This is a genomic window from Serratia montpellierensis (genome assembly GCF_020858655.1).
GTDB classification, from domain to species: Bacteria; Pseudomonadota; Gammaproteobacteria; order Enterobacterales; family Enterobacteriaceae; genus Serratia; species Serratia montpellierensis.
Genome location: NZ_VOSN01000005.1, coordinates 471,085 through 488,671 on the forward strand (window position 1 = coordinate 471,085; position 17,587 = coordinate 488,671).

15 protein-coding genes and 1 pseudogene are annotated in these 17,587 nt (G+C 62.5%); 5 read left to right on the forward strand and 11 right to left on the reverse strand.

Going from position 1 to position 17,587, the window contains the following annotated elements:
• The first annotated feature begins 105 nt into the window (after window positions 1-105).
• Window positions 106-2,331, forward strand: a complete 2,226-nt coding sequence (gene ybiO / locus FUU19_RS07580; RefSeq protein ID WP_141970042.1) for a mechanosensitive channel protein — start codon at window positions 106-108, stop codon at window positions 2,329-2,331.
• Here the strand turns inward: ybiO and FUU19_RS07585 are convergent.
• The 5 genes from FUU19_RS07585 to rlmF form a co-directional block, all read right to left on the reverse strand.
• Window positions 2,328-3,338 carry an alpha/beta hydrolase family protein gene (locus tag FUU19_RS07585; protein ID WP_230490215.1) on the reverse strand — a complete coding sequence of 337 codons (1,011 nt, stop codon included), beginning with the start codon at window positions 3,336-3,338 and terminating at the stop codon, window positions 2,328-2,330. The genes ybiO and FUU19_RS07585 overlap by 4 nt on opposite strands.
• A complete protein-coding gene (locus FUU19_RS07590) occupies window positions 3,326-3,964 on the reverse strand; it encodes a GNAT family N-acetyltransferase (RefSeq protein ID WP_230490214.1) in 639 nt (212 codons plus the stop codon). The genes FUU19_RS07585 and FUU19_RS07590 overlap by 13 nt, the downstream gene beginning before the upstream one ends.
• Before the next feature lie 11 nt (window positions 3,965-3,975).
• Window positions 3,976-4,545 (reverse strand): TetR/AcrR family transcriptional regulator, encoded by a 570-nt coding sequence (locus FUU19_RS07595; protein WP_173889007.1) that lies wholly within the window; start codon window positions 4,543-4,545, stop codon window positions 3,976-3,978.
• A gap of 185 nt (window positions 4,546-4,730) precedes the next feature.
• Window positions 4,731-6,035 carry a methyl-accepting chemotaxis protein gene (locus FUU19_RS07600; RefSeq protein ID WP_230490213.1) on the reverse strand — a complete coding sequence of 435 codons (1,305 nt, stop codon included), beginning with the start codon at window positions 6,033-6,035 and terminating at the stop codon, window positions 4,731-4,733.
• 294 nt (window positions 6,036-6,329) lie between these two features.
• A complete protein-coding gene (gene rlmF / locus FUU19_RS07605; RefSeq protein ID WP_197832901.1) occupies window positions 6,330-7,295 on the reverse strand; it encodes a 23S rRNA (adenine(1618)-N(6))-methyltransferase RlmF in 966 nt (321 codons plus the stop codon).
• A 118-nt stretch (window positions 7,296-7,413) separates the two neighbouring features.
• Between rlmF and FUU19_RS07610 the strand changes: the two genes are divergently transcribed.
• The 3 genes from FUU19_RS07610 to FUU19_RS07620 all read left to right on the forward strand — a co-directional run bounded on the left by FUU19_RS07610 (window position 7,414) and on the right by FUU19_RS07620 (window position 9,399).
• Window positions 7,414-8,043: a flavin reductase family protein gene (locus FUU19_RS07610; RefSeq protein WP_046686671.1), complete on the forward strand. Its 630-nt coding sequence runs from the start codon at window positions 7,414-7,416 to the stop codon at window positions 8,041-8,043.
• Between the two features lie 167 nt (window positions 8,044-8,210).
• Complete coding sequence (bhsA, locus tag FUU19_RS07615) at window positions 8,211-8,471, forward strand: multiple stress resistance protein BhsA (RefSeq protein ID WP_060432705.1); 261 nt, start codon at window positions 8,211-8,213, stop codon at window positions 8,469-8,471.
• 292 nt (window positions 8,472-8,763) lie between these two features.
• Window positions 8,764-9,399 (forward strand): carbonic anhydrase, encoded by a 636-nt coding sequence (locus FUU19_RS07620; protein ID WP_101453365.1) that lies wholly within the window; start codon window positions 8,764-8,766, stop codon window positions 9,397-9,399.
• 62 nt (window positions 9,400-9,461) lie between these two features.
• On the opposite strand, the gene FUU19_RS07625 is transcribed toward FUU19_RS07620, so the two are convergent.
• From FUU19_RS07625 to FUU19_RS07640, 4 genes are read right to left on the reverse strand one after another with little or no spacing between them, the layout of a single operon-like run.
• Window positions 9,462-11,318, reverse strand: a complete 1,857-nt coding sequence (locus tag FUU19_RS07625) for a M3 family metallopeptidase (protein ID WP_230490212.1) — start codon at window positions 11,316-11,318, stop codon at window positions 9,462-9,464.
• Window positions 11,319-11,364: 46 nt separating this feature from the next.
• The gene (gene ybiB / locus FUU19_RS07630; RefSeq protein ID WP_141970056.1) at window positions 11,365-12,324 is read right to left on the reverse strand and encodes a DNA-binding protein YbiB; all 960 of its coding nucleotides are present in this window, start codon (window positions 12,322-12,324) and stop codon (window positions 11,365-11,367) included.
• A gap of 38 nt (window positions 12,325-12,362) precedes the next feature.
• A complete protein-coding gene (locus tag FUU19_RS07635) occupies window positions 12,363-12,992 on the reverse strand; it encodes an FMN-binding negative transcriptional regulator (RefSeq protein WP_141970058.1) in 630 nt (209 codons plus the stop codon).
• A 56-nt stretch (window positions 12,993-13,048) separates the two neighbouring features.
• Complete coding sequence (locus FUU19_RS07640; RefSeq protein WP_230490211.1) at window positions 13,049-14,473, reverse strand: MFS transporter; 1,425 nt, start codon at window positions 14,471-14,473, stop codon at window positions 13,049-13,051.
• Between the two features lie 99 nt (window positions 14,474-14,572).
• Between FUU19_RS07640 and FUU19_RS07645 the strand changes: the two genes are divergently transcribed.
• The gene (locus FUU19_RS07645; protein WP_141970062.1) at window positions 14,573-15,412 is read left to right on the forward strand and encodes a helix-turn-helix transcriptional regulator; all 840 of its coding nucleotides are present in this window, start codon (window positions 14,573-14,575) and stop codon (window positions 15,410-15,412) included.
• Here the strand turns inward: FUU19_RS07645 and FUU19_RS07650 are convergent.
• Both FUU19_RS07650 and FUU19_RS07655 read right to left on the reverse strand, forming a co-directional pair.
• A pseudogene (locus FUU19_RS07650) lies at window positions 15,409-16,040 on the reverse strand (LysE family translocator). The gene FUU19_RS07645 and the pseudogene FUU19_RS07650 overlap by 4 nt on opposite strands.
• Window positions 16,041-16,119: 79 nt before the next feature.
• Entirely contained in the window at window positions 16,120-17,571 is a 1,452-nt protein-coding gene (locus tag FUU19_RS07655; RefSeq protein WP_230490352.1) for a bifunctional 2-methylcitrate dehydratase/aconitate hydratase, read from the reverse strand.
• Window positions 17,572-17,587 lie beyond the last annotated feature (16 nt).

The following is a 17,587-nucleotide window of genomic DNA, read 5'->3' on the forward strand; positions in this document are numbered from 1 at the left end:
CGCACGCGTTCCCACGCCCCATCGCGTTTCCTTTCCTACTATATTCATTGTTTTCATCGTATTGCTTTTACATCCGCCGATCACAGAACGCCAAAGAGAGGAACAATGCCGCCAAACGCAGACTCCCGACGAGGTTCTCATCTGCGAGAACACCTGCTTTTCCTGCTGCTGTTGCTGACCCTGAGCATCTTCGCACTACCAGCGCTGGCGCAAAACGCGCCGCCCGCGCCCGCCGACAAGAGCGAGCAGCAAAAGGCCGCCTACGCCGCGCTGGCCGATCTGCTGCAGGACGACAAAGCGCGCGCGGAACTCATCAACCACCTGAAACAGGCCGCCGACAATGCCCACGCCGCCGCCCCGGCAACGCCGGAGGAGTCAACGCCGGCCACGCTGAGCGACAGCCTGAACTCGCTGGCGCAGGAAGGCATCGGCACCTTTAACCAAAAGCTCGGCGCGCTGCAAAAGCTGATCGATTCCGGCCCGAAGCGCGTTTTCAATCCCGCCGGCTTTTTCCGCGCGCTGGGCTATTTTCTGCTGACGGTGGCGGTCACCTTTGCGCTGTTCCACCTGATCCGGCGGCTGATCGCACCGCTGTACAAGCGCATGGGCAGTTGGGGGCACAACGCCAGGCTGCAGCGCGGCCCGTGGTATAAGCGCCCCGCCGCCATTCTCGGCGCATTCGCCGTCGATCTGCTGGTACTGCTGCTGGCGCTGGCGGCGGGCAACCTGTTCGCCCGCCACGTCCACGCCGACAGCGCCACCATTCTGCGACTGCAAACCCTGTTTCTCAGCGCCTTTGCGGTGATTGAATTCTTCAAGGCGGTGCTGCGGCTGATTTTCGCCCCTAACTTCGACTATCTGCGCCCCTTCCCCTTCAGCGACCCGAGCGCGCGTTACTGGAACACGCGTCTCGCCTGGCTCAGCGGGCTGATCGGCTACGGTCTGATGGTGGTGGTGCCGGTGGTGGCGGTACAAATAAGCTACCCGGCCGCCGCCGCCGTCAACCTGGTGGTGATGCTGGCGCTGACGCTGTACGCCATTTGGCTGATCCTGCACAACCGCAAGCCGATACAGCGACAGATCAATCTGCTGGCCGAACGGTCGATGGCGTTTTTCAGCGTGATCCTGCGCGGCCTGGGGCATATCTGGCACCTGCTGGCGATCGCCTATTTTCTGGTGTTGTTCGTGCTGTCTCAGTTCGACATCGGCAACAGCCTGCGCTTTATGATGAGCGCCACGGTGAAAAGCCTGCTGGTGGTCGGCGTCGGCGCCCTGCTGTCCGGCATGCTGACCCGCTGGATTTTCCGCCGCATTTCGCTGCCGACCGACGTCAATCTGCGCTATCCGATGCTCGAGCGGCGCATCAACTCTTACATCCCCAACGGGTTGAAGATACTGCGGGTGATGGTGGTGCTGGCGGTGACGCTGTTCCTGCTCGATGCCTGGCACCTGATCAACCTGTACCAGTGGGCGAGCAGCGAAAATGGCCAGCGCACCCTCGGCGGGCTGGTGCATATCCTGCTGATCCTGCTGATCGCCGTGTTCAGCTGGACGCTGATGGCCAGCATCATCGAGCACCGCCTGGCGCTGGAACTCAGCAACGGCGTGCGGCCGAGCGCGCGCGAACGCACGCTGCTGACGCTGTTTCGCAACGTGTTGGCTATCGTTATCAGCACCATTACCGTGATGATCGTACTGTCGCAGGTGGGGCTAAACATTGCGCCGCTGCTGGCGGGCGCCGGGGCGCTGGGGCTGGCCATCAGCTTCGGCGCCCAGACGCTGGTGAAAGACGTGATCACCGGCGTGTTCATCCAGTTCGAAAACGGCATGAACACCGGCGAATACGTCACCGTCAGCGGCATCACCGGCACCGTGGAGCGCATGACCATCCGCTCGATCGGCCTGCGCGACGACTACGGCGTCTATCACATCGTGCCGTACTCTTCGATCACTACGCTGGCCAACTATGCGCGTGAGTTCGGGGTGTATCGCGCCAATTATACCGTCAGCCGCGACGAGGACATCGATCGGGTCAATGAGGTGCTGCATCAGGCCATCGCGGCGTTGAAGCAGGATGAACAGGTGAAACATTTCCTGATTGGCGAGCCGGTCTTCAATGGCGTGGTGGCGCTGGGTGACCGCTCGTTCACCACCCGCGTGACGGTGCGCACGCTGGCGCTGAAACAGTGGGTGGTGCAATACGCCCTCGATCGGCTGGTGAAAATCCATTTCGATCGGGCCGGCATCGGCATGCCGCAGCAGGCGATGCAAATCTCCCGCGCGCCGCAGCCGCACGAAGAACAGGCACCGCCCGCGGCTCCCGGCGGTTAGCGCCCCCTGCCGCAGGGCTGGGCGGCCAGGAAGCCCGCCACGTCCTGCCGGTAGGTATCGTATTGCACCGAGCGCGGGGCAAACAGCCCCACCACGTTGATCAGCCACGGATGGCGGGCGAACAGCGGTTTAATCATCACGTGGTCGGCTTCGTCGATACGCGTCACGGTCAACAGCGAGGCCGGGATCGTTTGCCGATACACACGTTCGGTTTCGTCCACGTCCACGTTGACGTCGCGCCCACCCAGGATCAGGTGCACCGGCGTGGTGAAATTTCGCAATCCCGCCGTCGCGTCGCTGGCCATGTTGACGCGAATAAAGCGCCAGCGGTCGGCGCTCAATGCGGCGGCGGCGCCAGACTCGCGGCGGTACTGCGCATAGCCGTCCGGTTGTTCGAGCAGCGTTTGGATATGGCGCCAATACGCCTCGCGCGCCTGGATCTGCGTTTCATCATCCCCCGCCGCCGCCATCGCCGCCCGGGTGTTATAGCGCCCCTGTCGCAGCCAGTTGATCGCCGGCGCCAGCGCCAGCGTGAAGGCGATGTCGGGGCGCAAACGCGCCACCTCCGGCATCACCCACCCCGCCTGGCTGGTGCCCCACAGCCCCACGCAGCGTGCATCGAAGCGCCCGTCCCGCCGGGCCCAGTCGATGATATCGGCGGTTTCCCGGGCGCGATCCGCCATGGTCTGATGCAGCCAGTTGCCGCCGGAGCCGCCAACGCCCGGCTTGTCGAAGGATAAAACCGCGTAGCCCTGCTGCGCCATCGCCTCCCAAATGCCGTAATAGCCTTCGTCGCGGCTGGCGTTAGCCGGCCCATCGCCGTGCACGAACACCACGACGCCGGGCTTGACCGGCGCATGCTGCGGCAACACCAGCGTGCCGGTCAGCCGGTTGCCGCCGGCGGTCACCGTGACCGGTTCGGTGACGAAGCGAAAGTCGTTGACGAAAATGACACAGCCGAGCGCCAACAGAAGCAGCGCCACGCTGCACAGCCCTATTTTGCGCACGTCGCCTCCCCGCCGCGTTTCTCCATCAATACCCAGTCGGCCTGGCCGAACAGCAGCCCCAACGACGCGTAATGTTCTTCTCTCCGCACCTGAAAACCGCAGCGCCGATACAGGCGCTGCGCATCCACGTTGCGCCGGCTGACGTGCAGGCTCAGGCGCCGGCCCGCGCCTTGTCCGGCGGCATAGTCATTCATCCACTGCAGCAGTCGCCTGCCCACCCCTTTGCCGCGCTGACTCTCGGCCACCGCCAGGTAGGAAAGATACAGCTCATCGGCCGCCGGGGTGTGCTGCAACACCGCTATTTGCAGATACATGCGCCACACGTTCAGCCAACCATAGCGGCGGCACAGCCGCCAAATCGGCAAGGTGCGCGGACGCCGCCCGGCGTTGTTCTCACCGGCGGCCGCATGGAGGGCAAAGGCCGCCACCACCTGTTCATCCTGCTTCACCACGAAGCTGCGCTCCCGGCTGCCGCTTTGCTGCCAACTCCACAGCCGATAGAACAGACGCCACTGAAGGCGAGGGCTCAGACGGCGCGTGCGCTGGAACTTGTCGCAGAACGCGGCGTAGATCAGCGCCGCCGTTTGCAGGCTGTCAGCATTGCAGTACGGCTCAATGTGCAGCATATCCACCTCAACTAGGCATGCCGGTAGAGCAGCTGTTCCAGCAGCCGCACCGACGCGGTCTCCTCCGGCGCAGGCGACGCAAATATCGCCTGCCGCCAGGCCTGACTTTCGATCACGTCCAGCACCAGCTGCGCCAGCGGTAACGGCGCTATCGCCGCCGCGATCTCACCAGTTTGCTGAGCCTCGGCGATCGTCGTCGCCAGCGCCTCAATCAACTGCCGCTGGTTGGCGCTGAACGGCTCGGCCAACGCCGGGTTGCGCGCGACCTCCGCCACGATCTCCGCCGACAGTTGTACATTGGCCGGTTCAGCAACAAAGGCGTGATAGGCGGTGAAAAAGGCCGACAGCGCCTGCTTCGGCCGCGTTCTGTCGGCCCGCAATCCGGCGACGAGCTCGACGAATACGCCGTTTTCCAGCAGCGCAATTTCGCCGATTAGCGCCTCCTTGCCGGTAAAGTGGTTATAGAGATTGCCGACGCTGACGCCCGCCGCCTGCGCGATATCCCGCATGCTGGTCTGATGAAATCCCTTATGGGTAAAGCTGTGCAGCGCGGCCTCGACAATCTTTTCTCGGTTTCCCATCGGCAACTCCTGAAACGGTGAAGGGGCGCCTGGCGCCATCGAATAAACATAAACATATGAACGAACGTTCGTTCATATTTAAAGATAGCATAGACCGGAAAAATTGAACCGCGGCTCAACGGCGTGCGAATCGGCGGGAAGATAAAAACGCCGTCCCTGTTTTCGGCGGGCGGCGTGATGAACACTCAGTGCAGCGCGTCGCCCTGCTTCACCGACGTAAACGCCTGCATCAGTTTCACGACGTCATGCATGCCGATGTTGACCTGGTTAATCACTTCCCCGGCGTCATGGGTCAATGCCACACCGCCGCCGGCCTGTTCCACACAGGTCGCCATGCCGGCGATCGCCGCCGCCACGCCTTGCTGGATAGACTTGGTCATGCGTTCAATCTCGGTCGCCGCCTTGCGCGACTGTTCCGCCAGCGTGCGCACTTCGTTGGCGACCACCGCAAAACCGCGCCCGTGCTCACCGGCGTGGGCGGCTTCGATGGAGGCGTTAATCGCCAGCAGGTTGGTTTGGGAGGCGATTTTACGAATGGCTTCGACGATGGTGCCGATCTGCTGAGAACACTTGCCCAGCTCGGTGACCACGTCTGAGGTTTCGCGCGCCGCCGCTTCGACCTGCTGCATGCCCTTCACCGCCTGCTGTACGATGACCGCACCCTGTGCCGCCTGCCGATCGGTGTCGAGCGACAGATGATGCGCGTTGCGCACCATCTCTTCTTCGTGCTGCTGCTGTTGCATCAGCCGGGTGATGTCCTGGGCAATCTTCACCACTTTCACCACCTGACCGTCGTTGTCGAGGATCGGGTTGTAACTGGCCTCCAGCCATACCCGTTCGCTGCGCCGGTTGACGCGCTCAAAACGCCCGGTGATGAACTCGCCGCGCGCCAGGCGCTGCCAATGCCGCCGATAATCGTCGGAAGCGGCGAACTCCGGCGGGCACAGCACCGCATGCGACTGCCCACACGCCTCTTCAAGCCGATAGCCCATCAGCGCCAACATATTGTCGTTGGCGCTGACAATGGTGCCCTGCGGCGTGAAAGCGATCATCGCCATCGATCGATTCAGCGCCGCCAGCAGGCTGCGGTGCTCCTGCGCCTGGGTCACTCGCTCGGTCACTTCGCTGGCGATCTTGACGATTTCCACTACCTTACCCTGTTTATTCAGCACCGGCGCATAGGTGCCCTGCAGCCACACCGCCTCGCCGTTTTTCGCGATGCGCTTTATGGTGTCAGTGATGGGCTGCCCCTTATTCAGCGTCTCCCAATGCTTACGATATAACGGGCTGGTGACATAGTTCGGATCGCAGAAAATACGGTGATGCTGACCTATCACGTCATCGCGTTGAAATCCCAGCGTGCTGAGGAAGAGATCGTTGGCGCGCAAGACCGTGCCGTCTGGCGAGAATACGATCATCGGAACGGCGTGTTCTATCGCGCTCAGTTCGGCGCCTTTGTGGGTAGTTAACTGACTGAATCGTAACAGCATAAGGTGTAGTCCTTGTGGCAGATGATGGCGCTTTTCTTATTTTTTCTGGCCACATGCCGCGCCCACACGCAGACGTGCCATCGCGGAAGGAACGGGCAGCGCCGATCCTTCTGGTTATTGCTCTTAACCGGATTAAATTTATTTATTCAGTAAAGTAATTATTCGAATTTAAATAAACCAACAACCTAAGATTTTTATTATCAAAACTGTATTGAGAATAACGTAAGTGATGAAAATTGAAAGGTAAAATGCGGTTTTTTGTCGGCGCCGGCAGGATAACCGGCGCCGGAAGGATTAACGCCAGCGTTCGGCTGCCCAGGCGGCCTGTTGCTCGGCGTCGTGGAAGGTCCAGGCGACGAAGCGGCTGATCTTCTGCCCTTGCGCCATCTCGATGGTGCGCACCTCGGCCGCGCCCGCCACCTTCAGCGCATGATAAATGGCCGGCAGCGTAGTGTTTTTCGAGATGAGCGAAGTGAACCACAGGCAGTTGTTGGCCTTGCCGACGCTCTCTTCCACCATCTTGCGCACAAAGGCTTCTTCGCCGCCTTCGCACCACAGCTCGTTGTTCTTGCCGCCGAAGTTTTGTACCGGCTTGTCGGCCACTTCCCCTTTGCCCAATTTATGCAGCTTGCGGCGGGTGCTGGCGCGCGCTTCCTGCTCGGACGCGTGGAACGGCGGGTTGCACAGGGTAGCGTCGAATTTCTCGGCCGCGCCGATGATGCCGCTAAAAATCAGCTCAGGCTGTTTTTGCAGCCGCAGACGCACGCTATTGCGCAGTGTCGGGTTCATCTCAACGATCATCTTGGCCGCGTTGAGCGACACCGGATCGATTTCAGACCCGGTGAAACGCCAGCCGTATTCGCGCAGGCCGACGATCGGGTAGATGCAGTTGGCGCCGACGCCGACGTCGAGGATCGCCACGCCCTTGCCGCGCGGGATCTCGCCGCCGTTGCTGGTCGCCAGCAGATCCGCCAGGTGGTGCAGATAGTCGGCGCGGCCGGGGATCGGCGGGCACAGGTAGTCCGCCGGAATATCCCAGTGCTCGATGCCGTAAAAGTGTTGCAGCAACGCACGGTTGAGCATTTTCACCGCCGCCGGATCGGCGAAGTCCACCGAAACATCGCCCCAGGCGTTCGGTTTTACGAACGGTGCCAGCGCCGGGCAGCTGGCGATCAGCGCCGGGAAGTCGTAGCGCGAACGATGACGGTTGCGCGGATGCAGGCCGCTTTTCTGCTGCGGGAAGGTTTTCTTTTTTTCCACCGTGACGGGCTCTCTTGAAGGTATTTCCGGCGCGTAAGATAACACATCCGGCCCGGAATGGCGCAGCGGCGGGAAACCCGGCACAATGAAAGCTTCATCGATTGCCACAGGGTCCCCCATGAGCCGTGAATCTCGCTATTATTATGAACCCGCCGCCGGCCACGGCCTGCCGCACGATCCGCTGAACGCCATCGTCGGCCCGCGCCCCATCGGCTGGATCTCTTCCCGCAGCGCCGCCGGCTTGCGTAATCTCGCCCCCTACAGCTTTTTCAACTGCTTCAACTATCGCCCGCCGATCATCGGTTTCGCCAGCACCGGCTGGAAAGACAGCGTGGCGAATATCGTGGAAACCGGTGAGTTCGTTTGGAACCTGGCGACGCGCCCGCTGGCGGAAGCGATGAACAACAGTTCCATCACCCTGCCGCGCGGTGAGGACGAATTCGCCTTCGCCGGCGTTACGCCGCTGCCCGGGCGCCGGGTCAAAGCCGAGCGCGTGGCCGAAAGCCCGGTGAACTTCGAATGCCGGTTGACCCAATGCATCCAACTGCAAACCGCCGCCGGGGAACAGGTGGAGACCTGGCTGGTCTTGGGCGAGGTGGTGGCGGTGCACCTCGATCCGGCGCTGCTGGACGAACACGGCGTCTACCAGACCGCCGCCGCCGAACCTATCCTGCGCGCCGGCGGCCCGACCGCCTACTACGGCATTTCCGAACAGCACCGTTTCGATCTGACGCGCCCGACACGCTGATCGTTTCCCCCGTTTAGGCAGAAGATAAACGGGGGAATTAATAATCAAAAAAATTGAATAAAACTATCAACACTCTCCGATTTCATCCCGCCTGTCACTGCGCAATAATCCTCCCATCGAAAGGCAAACCCCTTTCTCCCTAATTGACTTTGACAGGAATGACGAACATGAAAACCATCAAAACTTTTGCTGCCGCTATCGCCCTGGCCACCGTTTCTTTCACTACTTTCGCCGCTGAACACGTCAGCGCCCAGGATGCCGCCCAATTCGAAAAAGCCGGCGTGATCGTCGCCAGCGGTGCAACCGACCTGAGTAGCCTGACCTCTCAGCTGGCCGCCAAAGCCGATGCGGCGGGTGCCAAAGCTTTCACCATCACCTCCACCAGCGGCAACAACCTGATGCACGCGACCGCGGTTATCTACAAATAATCACCGCCCCAGACGTCAAAAAGCCCGCCGGATATCATCCCGGCGGGCTTTTTCTTTTTTTATGTTCGCGTGCGTCAGCGCTGAATGGGTACGACAGCGAGTTTCTTGCCGTCCGCTTCGTCAGCACCCCACGCGTAAACGAACCGGACAATGCTGCCGGAAACGGGTAGAAACCGCGTATTTAATGGGGTTTGCAGGGGGATGAGCACACATTTTTTTACCACCCCATTGCTGGACTAACGGGAGAGGATGATTATCATGTTACACAGACTACAGATGCAGAGAGCGTTGTATGCAACATATCATTGAAGGTTTCCTCAGTTTCCAGAAAGAGATTTTCCCGCAGCGTAAGGAACTCTTTCGCAGCCTGGCCTCCAGCCAAAATCCTAAAGCGCTTTTCATCTCCTGTTCTGACAGCCGTCTGGTGCCCGAGCTGGTGACGCAGCAAGAGCCTGGGCAACTGTTCGTTATCCGTAACGCCGGTAATATCGTCCCTTCCTTTGGCCCGGAGCCGGGTGGGGTTTCTGCCACCATCGAGTACGCGGTGGTGGCGCTGGGCGTGACTGATATCGTGATTTGTGGCCACTCGAACTGTGGCGCTATGAAGGCTATCGCGTCCTGTCAGTGCCTCGACCCCATGCCTGCCGTTGCCCACTGGCTGCACTACGCGGATGCGGCCAAAGCGGTGGTCGAGAAGAAAACCTGGGATAACGAAACAGACAAAGTTAACGCTATGGTTGAAGAGAACGTCATAGCTCAGCTAAATAATATCAAAACCCACCCTTCTGTGGCGGTGGGTCTGCGCAACAGTGGGCTGCGCCTGCACGGCTGGGTGTACGACATCGAAAGCGGGGAGATTCGTACGCTGGATAGAAACACCAAGAGTTTCATTTCTCTGGCCGATAATCCCGACGTCTATTTCGAATAAAATAGCGCCGGTTTTAGCCATTAAATAAAATCCACGCCGCGGCGTGGATTTTATTGTCAGCCTTAAACCTGGCGCGCCTCTATCGCCGCGGCGAAGTCGTGGCACATCCGTTCATCACCGTCGGCGTTGTCCGCCAATACCGTCTCGCCATCCACCACCCGGATGTGCGCCTCCAAATCGAAATCTGCCGGCGGCTGCGGGCGCCTGGCCGCGGCCGCCATCGTTTGCTGCGCCTCATGCCACGCCTGCGCCACCGTCTGGTTGCACGCCTGCGCCAGATAGTCCGGATTGAATCCTTCGCCGGTCAGGCTGCGCAACGTGTCGTCATGGCTGACGCTGTTGCCCGGCAACCAGTAGTGTTGCGCCAGATCCGGGCCGATGGCCGGGTTGTCCGTCAGGTAGCCGTCGCGCTGCAGGAAGAAGTGACGGGTTTGCTCTACCGCCATCATCGCCAGCAGATAGCCCTGGTAGGAACAGGCTGACTCCAGCGACAGCAGGTGCGGGATCGCCAGCGTCGGGCGCGGGCTGCCGCTGATGCCAAGGATCTTTTGCTCGACCTCGCGCGCCAGCGCGGTGATGGCTTCCGGCGTTCGCTGCGCGTCATCCCACTGGTACAGCGCCCACTCGAAGTACGGCACCAGCAGGATGTGGCGTTCGTTGAACGCACGCATCGGCTGGCGCGCCGCGATGCCGGCTTCGATCAGCGCATCGGGCACCGCTTCGCCGGCGGCGTTTTTCGCATAGCGTTTCAGCCAGTCGGCGTCGTCCAGCAGGCTGTCGCAGAACATCGACTGGGTTTCGGCATAGGCCATCGAGGTCGGTGGGAACTCCTGCGAGAAGCACGGCGCATTCTGGCGAATGTTGGCGAAGTGCGCCGCATGGCCGCCCTCGTGGAACAGCGTGTTGAGCCCGTAAGCCCCGCTGCCCACCTGCCCCGGCTGCGCCAGGCTGGTGAAGTTGATGCGCGCCGGCACCCATTCCCCCTGGCGCACAAACGGCGGCACCGGGCCGTGCATAAAGCCGTTCTCATACTTGCCTTTGCGCACCAGCAGATCGAGATTCATCTCGGCGCCGCCAAAGCCGATGTGCAGGCGTTTGAAGCTGTCGACCCAGCGTTCCAGCGAACGAGAAAACGGGAAGTAAGGATCCAGTTGACGGGTGACGTCGCCGGCGCTGGCGAAGCGCACGTTCCACGGCTCCAGCGCCTGGCTGCCCTTGTCGGCCGCCAGCTGTTGCAGGCTACGCGCGTTGGCCTCGCGGGTTTCCCGCTCGAAACGATCCAGAATGGCGAACAGCTGCTCCGGCGTCATGCGCTCGGTTTTGTTCACCTTGTAGTCGAAATAGTTGCGATAGCCCATCTGGCGCGCAAAGCGGTTGCGCAGGCCAATCAGCTCCGGCAGGCCGTTATGCAGCAGCCATTGCTCCAGATCGCGCAGCGCCTGCTGCGAGCTGCGGCGATAGTCTTCGTTCGGGTTGGTCGCCTGGTTGGTCAGCAGCTCGCCGAGCGAAGCCGCCACCCGCTGGCCCTCGGCGTTCAGGTGCGTGACCTGGTAGCCCTTGCGGCGCGAGTAGAGATCGGATTCGGCGTGGATAATCTGATCCAACAACGCCTGCGCCTGCGGATCTTCGATGGCGTTACAGTCGAAGAAACGCAGCCAGCCTTGCAGGCCGTGGATCAGCGCATCGCGCTGCGCCTCCTGCGGCAGCGTTTCCAATCCGGCCAGCAGATTGCGGATCTCGGCCAGCCGGCGCGGTTCGGCGATAAAGTGCTTATAGGCGCTTTCCGCGGCGGAAAAGCGCGCCGACACGTCTTCACCGCCGGTGCCCATGTAGTTTTGCCAGAACAGCTCTTCTTTGGCGCGGTGAACGTCGAGGTAATCCTGGTTCAATTGATTGAAGTAATCGAGAGCCTGTTGCATAACCGTCCTTCTCAGCCGATGAGGAAATATCCCAGTATAGTCGCGCTTAGGCCTGACGCAGCCGCTGCAGCCCCTGCTCGAGCGTCTCGCTCTCGCCGGCGGCCACCAGACAACAGGCGACCTGCCGCTGGATGGCCTGCGGGATCGCCACCTCGCCCGCCAGGCAGCGCTCGGTCCAGCGCGCGGTGGTTTCCGCGTCTTTCGCCGCCGGCAATGCCGGCGTTTCATCCTGCAAGGTGCGCTCCAGCAATACGCGCTGTTCGCCGCCGGCAATATAATGAATCTGCGGGCAGCGCAGCGGGTTGGCGTAGGCTTCGCCTTCCGTGCCGTGCATCAACAGCCCGCGGGCGCCGATCTGGCGGAAAAACGACGCCACCCGGCCAACATACTCCGGGTGAGAGACGCTGGCGAGGCGCAGCGCATCCTGTTCGCCGAACGGCGTCGCCAGCTTGGCCAGCGTATGGGCGCTGTTGCGCACCCCCATGCGCCAACGCAACCCGAGCTGCCGCGCCAGCGGCGCCGACAGCGCGGAAATCGGCATGAATACTGCCTCGCCGTTATCGAGGCGCTGCTGGGCATGCGCGGCCTGTTCCGACCACGGCAGCCCCAGGGCATGGAAAATCTCGGCGCTGGTCACGCGGGTGCTGTCGTCCAGAATACCGTGCACCACCACCGGCAGGCCCACTTTCGCGAGCAGCAGCGCCAGCAACGGCGTCAGGTTGGCCTGCTTGCGCGCGCCGTTGTAGCTCGGCAGCACCACCGGCAGCGGCCGCCCCTGCGGCGCCTGCAGCGGCAAGACCTGCTGCTGCATCGCCTGATAAAAGCCCAGCATCTCCTCTTCGGCTTCGCCCTTGATGCGCAGCGCGATCAGAATGCCGCCCAGCTCCAGCTCGGGGACCTCCCCGGCCAGCATCGCCTGATACAGCTCAAAGGCGGTCTGCCGGTCCAGGTCGCGCGCATGATTTTTGCCGCGGCCTATTTCTTTGATAATTTTGGTGTAATCCATCCGAAGGTTCCCTCAGCTCACTCTTCGGTTAGCATACCCTATCCGCGCCGCCGCTCAACCTCCGCCGCCAACCGCCGCTGCGCGTCATCGCCCTCGCGCAGCCCGGCGATCACCCCATCTGCATCGTCGGCGCTGCGGTTTTGGCTCATCTTCCATTTGCCTTCGCGCCGGGTGACGGCGATCTCGATACCGACAATGCCTTTAAGCTGCGCGGCGATGTAGTTGGCCGGCGCATCATCGAGCCGCCAGGGCGCCGGGCGGCGCCCTTCCTGCTGCGCGGTCAGATCGATCAGTTGGCGGCGCAGCCAGGCCGGGTCGTCCATCACCGTCGGTACGCCATACAGCTGCACCATGCTGTAATTCCAGGTCGGCACCACCTTGCCGGTCTGGCGCTTGCTCGGGTACCAGCCGGGCGACACATAACCTTCCACGCCCTGAAAAATTACCAGGCATTCCGCCGCATGCTGCAGCCGCCGCCAGTGCGCGTTGGCACGCGACAGGTGCGCCCGCAGCCGGATTTTCCCCTGTTCGACATCGGCCAGAAACGGCAGCGGATCGGCCGTCAATCCCTGTTCGCCGTGGCTGACCAATAGCCCCAACGGGTGGGCGCGCACCAGCGCCAGTTGGGCATCCAGATCGTCTTCGCGAAATGCGGCGGGTTGAAACATCAGTGTGGCTCCTTACGCTCTCTCATGATGACGACAGTAAAGCACCTGCCGGCGGCCTACTTAAGATCCGCTTTCTGAGTATTTCGAGTGATCCGGTTTAACAACAGCAGGGCAATGCCCATCGCCACCAAATTACAGAGCATCGCGCCGGCAAAGGCCTGGGCATAGCGCTCCGCTGCGCCGCCGCTCGCCAACAGCGGCACAAAACCGACGCCGCTGACCACGATGCCCAGCGCGCCCCCCACCTGCTGCACGGTGGCAACCAGACCCGCCGCCATGCCCGCCTGCCGCTCCGGCGCCAAACCGAGCACCAGATTCAGCAGCGGCGTCATGCTCAGCGCCTGACCGAACCCCAGCACCACTAACCCCGGCAGCAGCCGCAGCGGATGCGCCAGCGCCTCACCCCACAGCGCCTGCGCCATCAATAGCGCCAACCCGGCGGCGTAAATCGCCACGCCCACGCTCAGTACGCCATTACCCCAACGCAGCGCTAACCGGGGCGCCAACATCGAGGCCAGCATGAAGGCCGCACTGGCCGGGGCGAACAGACTGCCCGCCTGAAAAGGCGTCAGCCCCGCCCCCGCCTGCAGCAGCAGTGCGAAACACAAGAAAAACGAGGAGGCGGTGGCATAAATCGCCAGCACCACCGCCATACCCGGTGCGAAGCCCGCCTGATGGAACAGCGCCGGATCGAGCACCGCATCATCACCGCGCTGCGCCAGACGGCGCTCCCAACGCAGGAAGCCCCACAGCGTCAGCATCGCTAACGCCAACATCGGCGCTATCCACCACGGCCAGCCGCGCGCCGGCCCCTCCAGCAGCGGCAGCAGCAACAGCGACAGGCCGGTCGCCGCCAGCCACAGGCCAACGCCGTCCAACCGCTGCGCCTGCGCCACCCGCGATTCGGGAATGCACCGCGCCGCCCACAGCGCCAGTGCGCCGATCGGCAAATTGATCAAAAAGATCATGCGCCAGCCGCTGCCGAACAGGTTAGCCTCGATGATAAATCCGCCGAGGATCTGGCCAAAGATCGCCGCCAACCCTAGCGTCATGCCCAGCCAGGCGAAAGCGCGCCGCCGCTGTTGCGGCGCGTACAGCACCCGCATCAAGGCGTAAATTTGCGGAAACAGCAACGCCGCCGTCGCCCCCTGCAGAATACGCGCGGCGATCAACAGGCTGAGCGATCCCGCCAACCCGCACAGCAGAGAACTCAGCGTGAATCCCAGCATGCCGAGGCTGAACAGACGCCGACGTCCGAAGCGATCGCCCAGACGCCCACCGGCGATCAGCAGCACCCCAAACGCCAACTCATAACCGGCGACGATCAAACCGACCCCGGCGAAATCGGCGGCGAACTGCCGCTGGATCACCGGCGCCGCCACGTTGACCACAAACAGATCGAACACCGTGACGAACCCGCCCAACAGCAGCACCGGCAGGCCGGGCAGCCCTCGCCGCTCACGAGATAATGAATGTTCCATACCACCTCCAGAGATTATGATGGCCGCAGTATGGAACAGGGTTTAAACTGTTACTATATAGCCATTTATACTATTACTAACAGCAACAGGACGGCCGCCATGCCCCCACGCACCCTCGAACGCACCCGCCACGAACTGGCGGACTTTCTGCGGCAAAAACGAGAACAGCTGTCGCCGGAGGCGGTCGGTTTGCCGAGCGGCAGCCGCCGCCGCACGCCGGGATTACGGCGCGAGGAGGTCGCGGCGCTGGCCGGCGTCGGCCTCACCTGGTACACCTGGCTGGAACAAGGCAGGGAAATCAATGCGTCGGTGGCATTTTTGGAAAACCTGGCGCGGGTGCTGCAGCTCGACGCCGCCGGCCGCTACCACCTGTTTTTATTAGCGCATCAGCGCCCGCCGGTGCCGGTCGGCCATCAGTGGTGCCAGGTCTCGCCGCTGGTGCGGCGCCTGCTGGACGATCTGACGCTGCGGCCGGCTTACGTCATGAACCTGAGTTGGGACATCATCGCCTGGAATCCGGCGGCGCAGCGGCTGTTCGCCATCGACGAACGTCCGACGGAAGAGCGCAACATGCTGTGGATGCTGTTTGCCGATCCGCAGCTTAATGAACGCCTGCTGGAGTGGCAGGCGCAGGCGCCGCAGATCCTGGCCAGCTTCCGCCGCGACTATGCCCGTGCGCCGGAGGATGAGGTGATGCGCCAACGGGTACAGGCGCTGGAGCGGGTGTCGCCGCCGTTCCGCCGGCTCTGGCGGCAGCACGATATCCACGGGCGCTGCCAGGGGCGACGCAGCTTCATCGTCCCGGAGATCGGCCCGGTCACCTTTGACCACGCCTCTTTTATCGTCGACGAAGAGAATCACCTGCGGCTGGTGATGTACAGCGCGCTGCCGGACGAACCGGCCAGCGCGGCGTTTGAAGCGCTGCTGCGCGAGGGTTAACGACGGCTGTCGAAAATGAGTTTGCAGGCCAGCCCGGCGAACACCCCGCTCAGCAGGTAGTTCGGCCAGCGGGCGCTGATTAACGGCGGCCGGCAAAGCGGCTTTTCATGCCGCTGACCGCCAGGATCACCCCGCCGTTAATCAGCAACCCCACCAGATTCAGCACCGTCGCCAGCGCCAGCATCTGCACGACCACCGAGCCGGCGCGCGGATCGATAAACTGCGGGAACAGCGCCAGCACGAACAGCGCCATTTTCGGGTTGAGGATGTTGGTGAACAGTCCCTGACGGAAAATGCGCGCGGTCGGCACCGCCTGCAACCCGGAGGAAGCCTGCAGACTGCTGCCGGATCGCAGCGTTTTCCACGCCAGGTAGAGCAGATAGGCGGCGCCCAACATTCTCACCGCATCGTAAGCCAGCGGCACCGCAACGAACAGTTGCGACAACCCCAGCGCCGCCGCCAGCGCGTGGCAGTAAGTACCGAGCTGAATACCCGCCAACGAAGCGAAACCGGCACGCCGCCCCTGGCTGACGCTGCGCGAAGCGATCAGCAGCATATCCGGGCCGGGGGTCAGCGCCAGCGCCACGCAGGCACCGGAAAACAACAACAGCGTTGCGGCATCAATCATGAATCACCTGATAAGAAGACGGACGGGAATGGAGCGTCCATCATAGCGACGCCGACATAGCTTGTCAGCGCCGCTTACCTCAGATCACCCACAAATCGAGGTACTCGTTGACCGGCATCTGCGCCAACCGCTGCCGGTCCAGCGACACCTCGAGAATGCGCTGCTGCTGCCGGGCCGGAAACTGGCGCGCCAGGTTGATTTTGAACTTCTCGATCAGCAGCGGGATACCCTCTTCGCGCCGCCGCGCATGGCCGATGGGGTACTCCACGGCCACCTCATCCAGACGGCTGCCGTCGGCGAACTCCACCGTCAGCGCATTGGCGATCGAGCGTTTTTCCGGATCGTGATAATCGTGGGTGAAGGCGGGATCTTCGTGGCAATGGATCTTGCCGCGCAATGCGTCGATGCGCGGATCCTCGGCCACCCGATCCTCGTAGTCCCCCGCCGTCAGCCGGCCGAACAGCAGCGGGATCGCCACCATATACTGAATGCAGTGATCGCGATCCGCCGGGTTATCCAGCGGCCCCTGCTTGTCGATAATGCGCAGGCAGGCCTCGTGGGTGCGGATGCTCACCCTGGCGATGTCGGCGGCGGTTTTGCCGGCGGCCTGCATCTGGCGGTGCAGCGTCATGGCCGCCTCCACGGCGGTCTGGGCATGGAACTCCGCCGGGAACGAAATTTTAAACAGCACGTTCTCCATCACATACGCGCCGTACGGCCGCTGGAAGCGGAAAGGCTTGCCGTTGAAAGAAACGTCGTAAAACCCCCAGGTCGGCGCCGTCAACGCCGAGGGGTAGCCCATTTCGCCGGTGGCGGCCATCAGCGCCAGCCGTACCGCGCGGGCGGTTGCATCCCCCGCCGCCCAGGATTTGCGGGTGCCGGCGTTCGGCGCATGGCGATAGGTACGCAGCGACTGCCCGTCCACCCACGCCAGCGACACCGCATTCAGGATCTCCTCGCGGTTCAGGCCGAGCAGCTGTGCCACCACCGCGGTGGACGCCACCTTCACCAGCAGCACGTGATCCAGTCCCACCCGGTTGAAGGCGTTTTCCAGCGCCAGACAGCCCTGGATCTCATGCGCCTTGATCATGGCGATCATCACCTGCCGCATGGTCAGCGGCGCCTTGCCTGCCGCCACCGCCTGGCGCGAGAGCCAGTCGGCCACCGCCAGGATCCCGCCCAGGTTATCCGACGGGTGGCCCCACTCCGCCGCCAGCCAGGTGTCGTTGAAGTCGAGCCAGCGGATCATGGCGCCGATATTGAACGCCGCCTGCACCGGATCCAGCTGGAAACGGGTGCCGGGCACCCGGCTGCCGTTCAGCACCTCGGCGCCCGGCACCACCGGCCCCATCAGTTTTTTGCAGGCCGGATAGCTCAGCGCCTCCAGCCCGCAGCCGAGGGTATCGAGCAGGCAATAGTGAGCGGTGCGGTACGCCGCCGGGGTATCGACGGCCTCTTTCATCACATAATCGACGATATCGACCATTTCGCGATCGAACGGCGGACGGCGGGTATTGGCAGACTCAAGCATCATGATTCCCAAAGGC

Bases quoted from the DNA above. Each gene is read 5' to 3' on its own strand.
- ybiO (WP_141970042.1), top strand. From the start codon at position 106: ATGCCGCCAAACGCAGACTCCCGACGAGGTTCTCATCTGCGAGAACAC.
- FUU19_RS07590 (WP_230490214.1), bottom strand. From the start codon at position 3,964: ATGCTGCACATTGAGCCGTACTGCAATGCTGACAGCCTGCAAACGGCG.
- FUU19_RS07595 (WP_173889007.1), bottom strand. From the start codon at position 4,545: ATGGGAAACCGAGAAAAGATTGTCGAGGCCGCGCTGCACAGCTTTACC.
- FUU19_RS07600 (WP_230490213.1), bottom strand. From the start codon at position 6,035: ATGCTGTTACGATTCAGTCAGTTAACTACCCACAAAGGCGCCGAACTG.
- FUU19_RS07610 (WP_046686671.1), top strand. From the start codon at position 7,414: ATGAGCCGTGAATCTCGCTATTATTATGAACCCGCCGCCGGCCACGGC.
- bhsA (WP_060432705.1), top strand. From the start codon at position 8,211: ATGAAAACCATCAAAACTTTTGCTGCCGCTATCGCCCTGGCCACCGTT.
- FUU19_RS07620 (WP_101453365.1), top strand. From the start codon at position 8,764: ATGCAACATATCATTGAAGGTTTCCTCAGTTTCCAGAAAGAGATTTTC.
- FUU19_RS07625 (WP_230490212.1), bottom strand. From the start codon at position 11,318: ATGCAACAGGCTCTCGATTACTTCAATCAATTGAACCAGGATTACCTC.
- ybiB (WP_141970056.1), bottom strand. From the start codon at position 12,324: ATGGATTACACCAAAATTATCAAAGAAATAGGCCGCGGCAAAAATCAT.
- FUU19_RS07635 (WP_141970058.1), bottom strand. From the start codon at position 12,992: ATGTTTCAACCCGCCGCATTTCGCGAAGACGATCTGGATGCCCAACTG.
- FUU19_RS07640 (WP_230490211.1), bottom strand. From the start codon at position 14,473: ATGGAACATTCATTATCTCGTGAGCGGCGAGGGCTGCCCGGCCTGCCG.
- FUU19_RS07645 (WP_141970062.1), top strand. From the start codon at position 14,573: ATGCCCCCACGCACCCTCGAACGCACCCGCCACGAACTGGCGGACTTT.
- FUU19_RS07655 (WP_230490352.1), bottom strand. From the start codon at position 17,571: ATGCTTGAGTCTGCCAATACCCGCCGTCCGCCGTTCGATCGCGAAATG.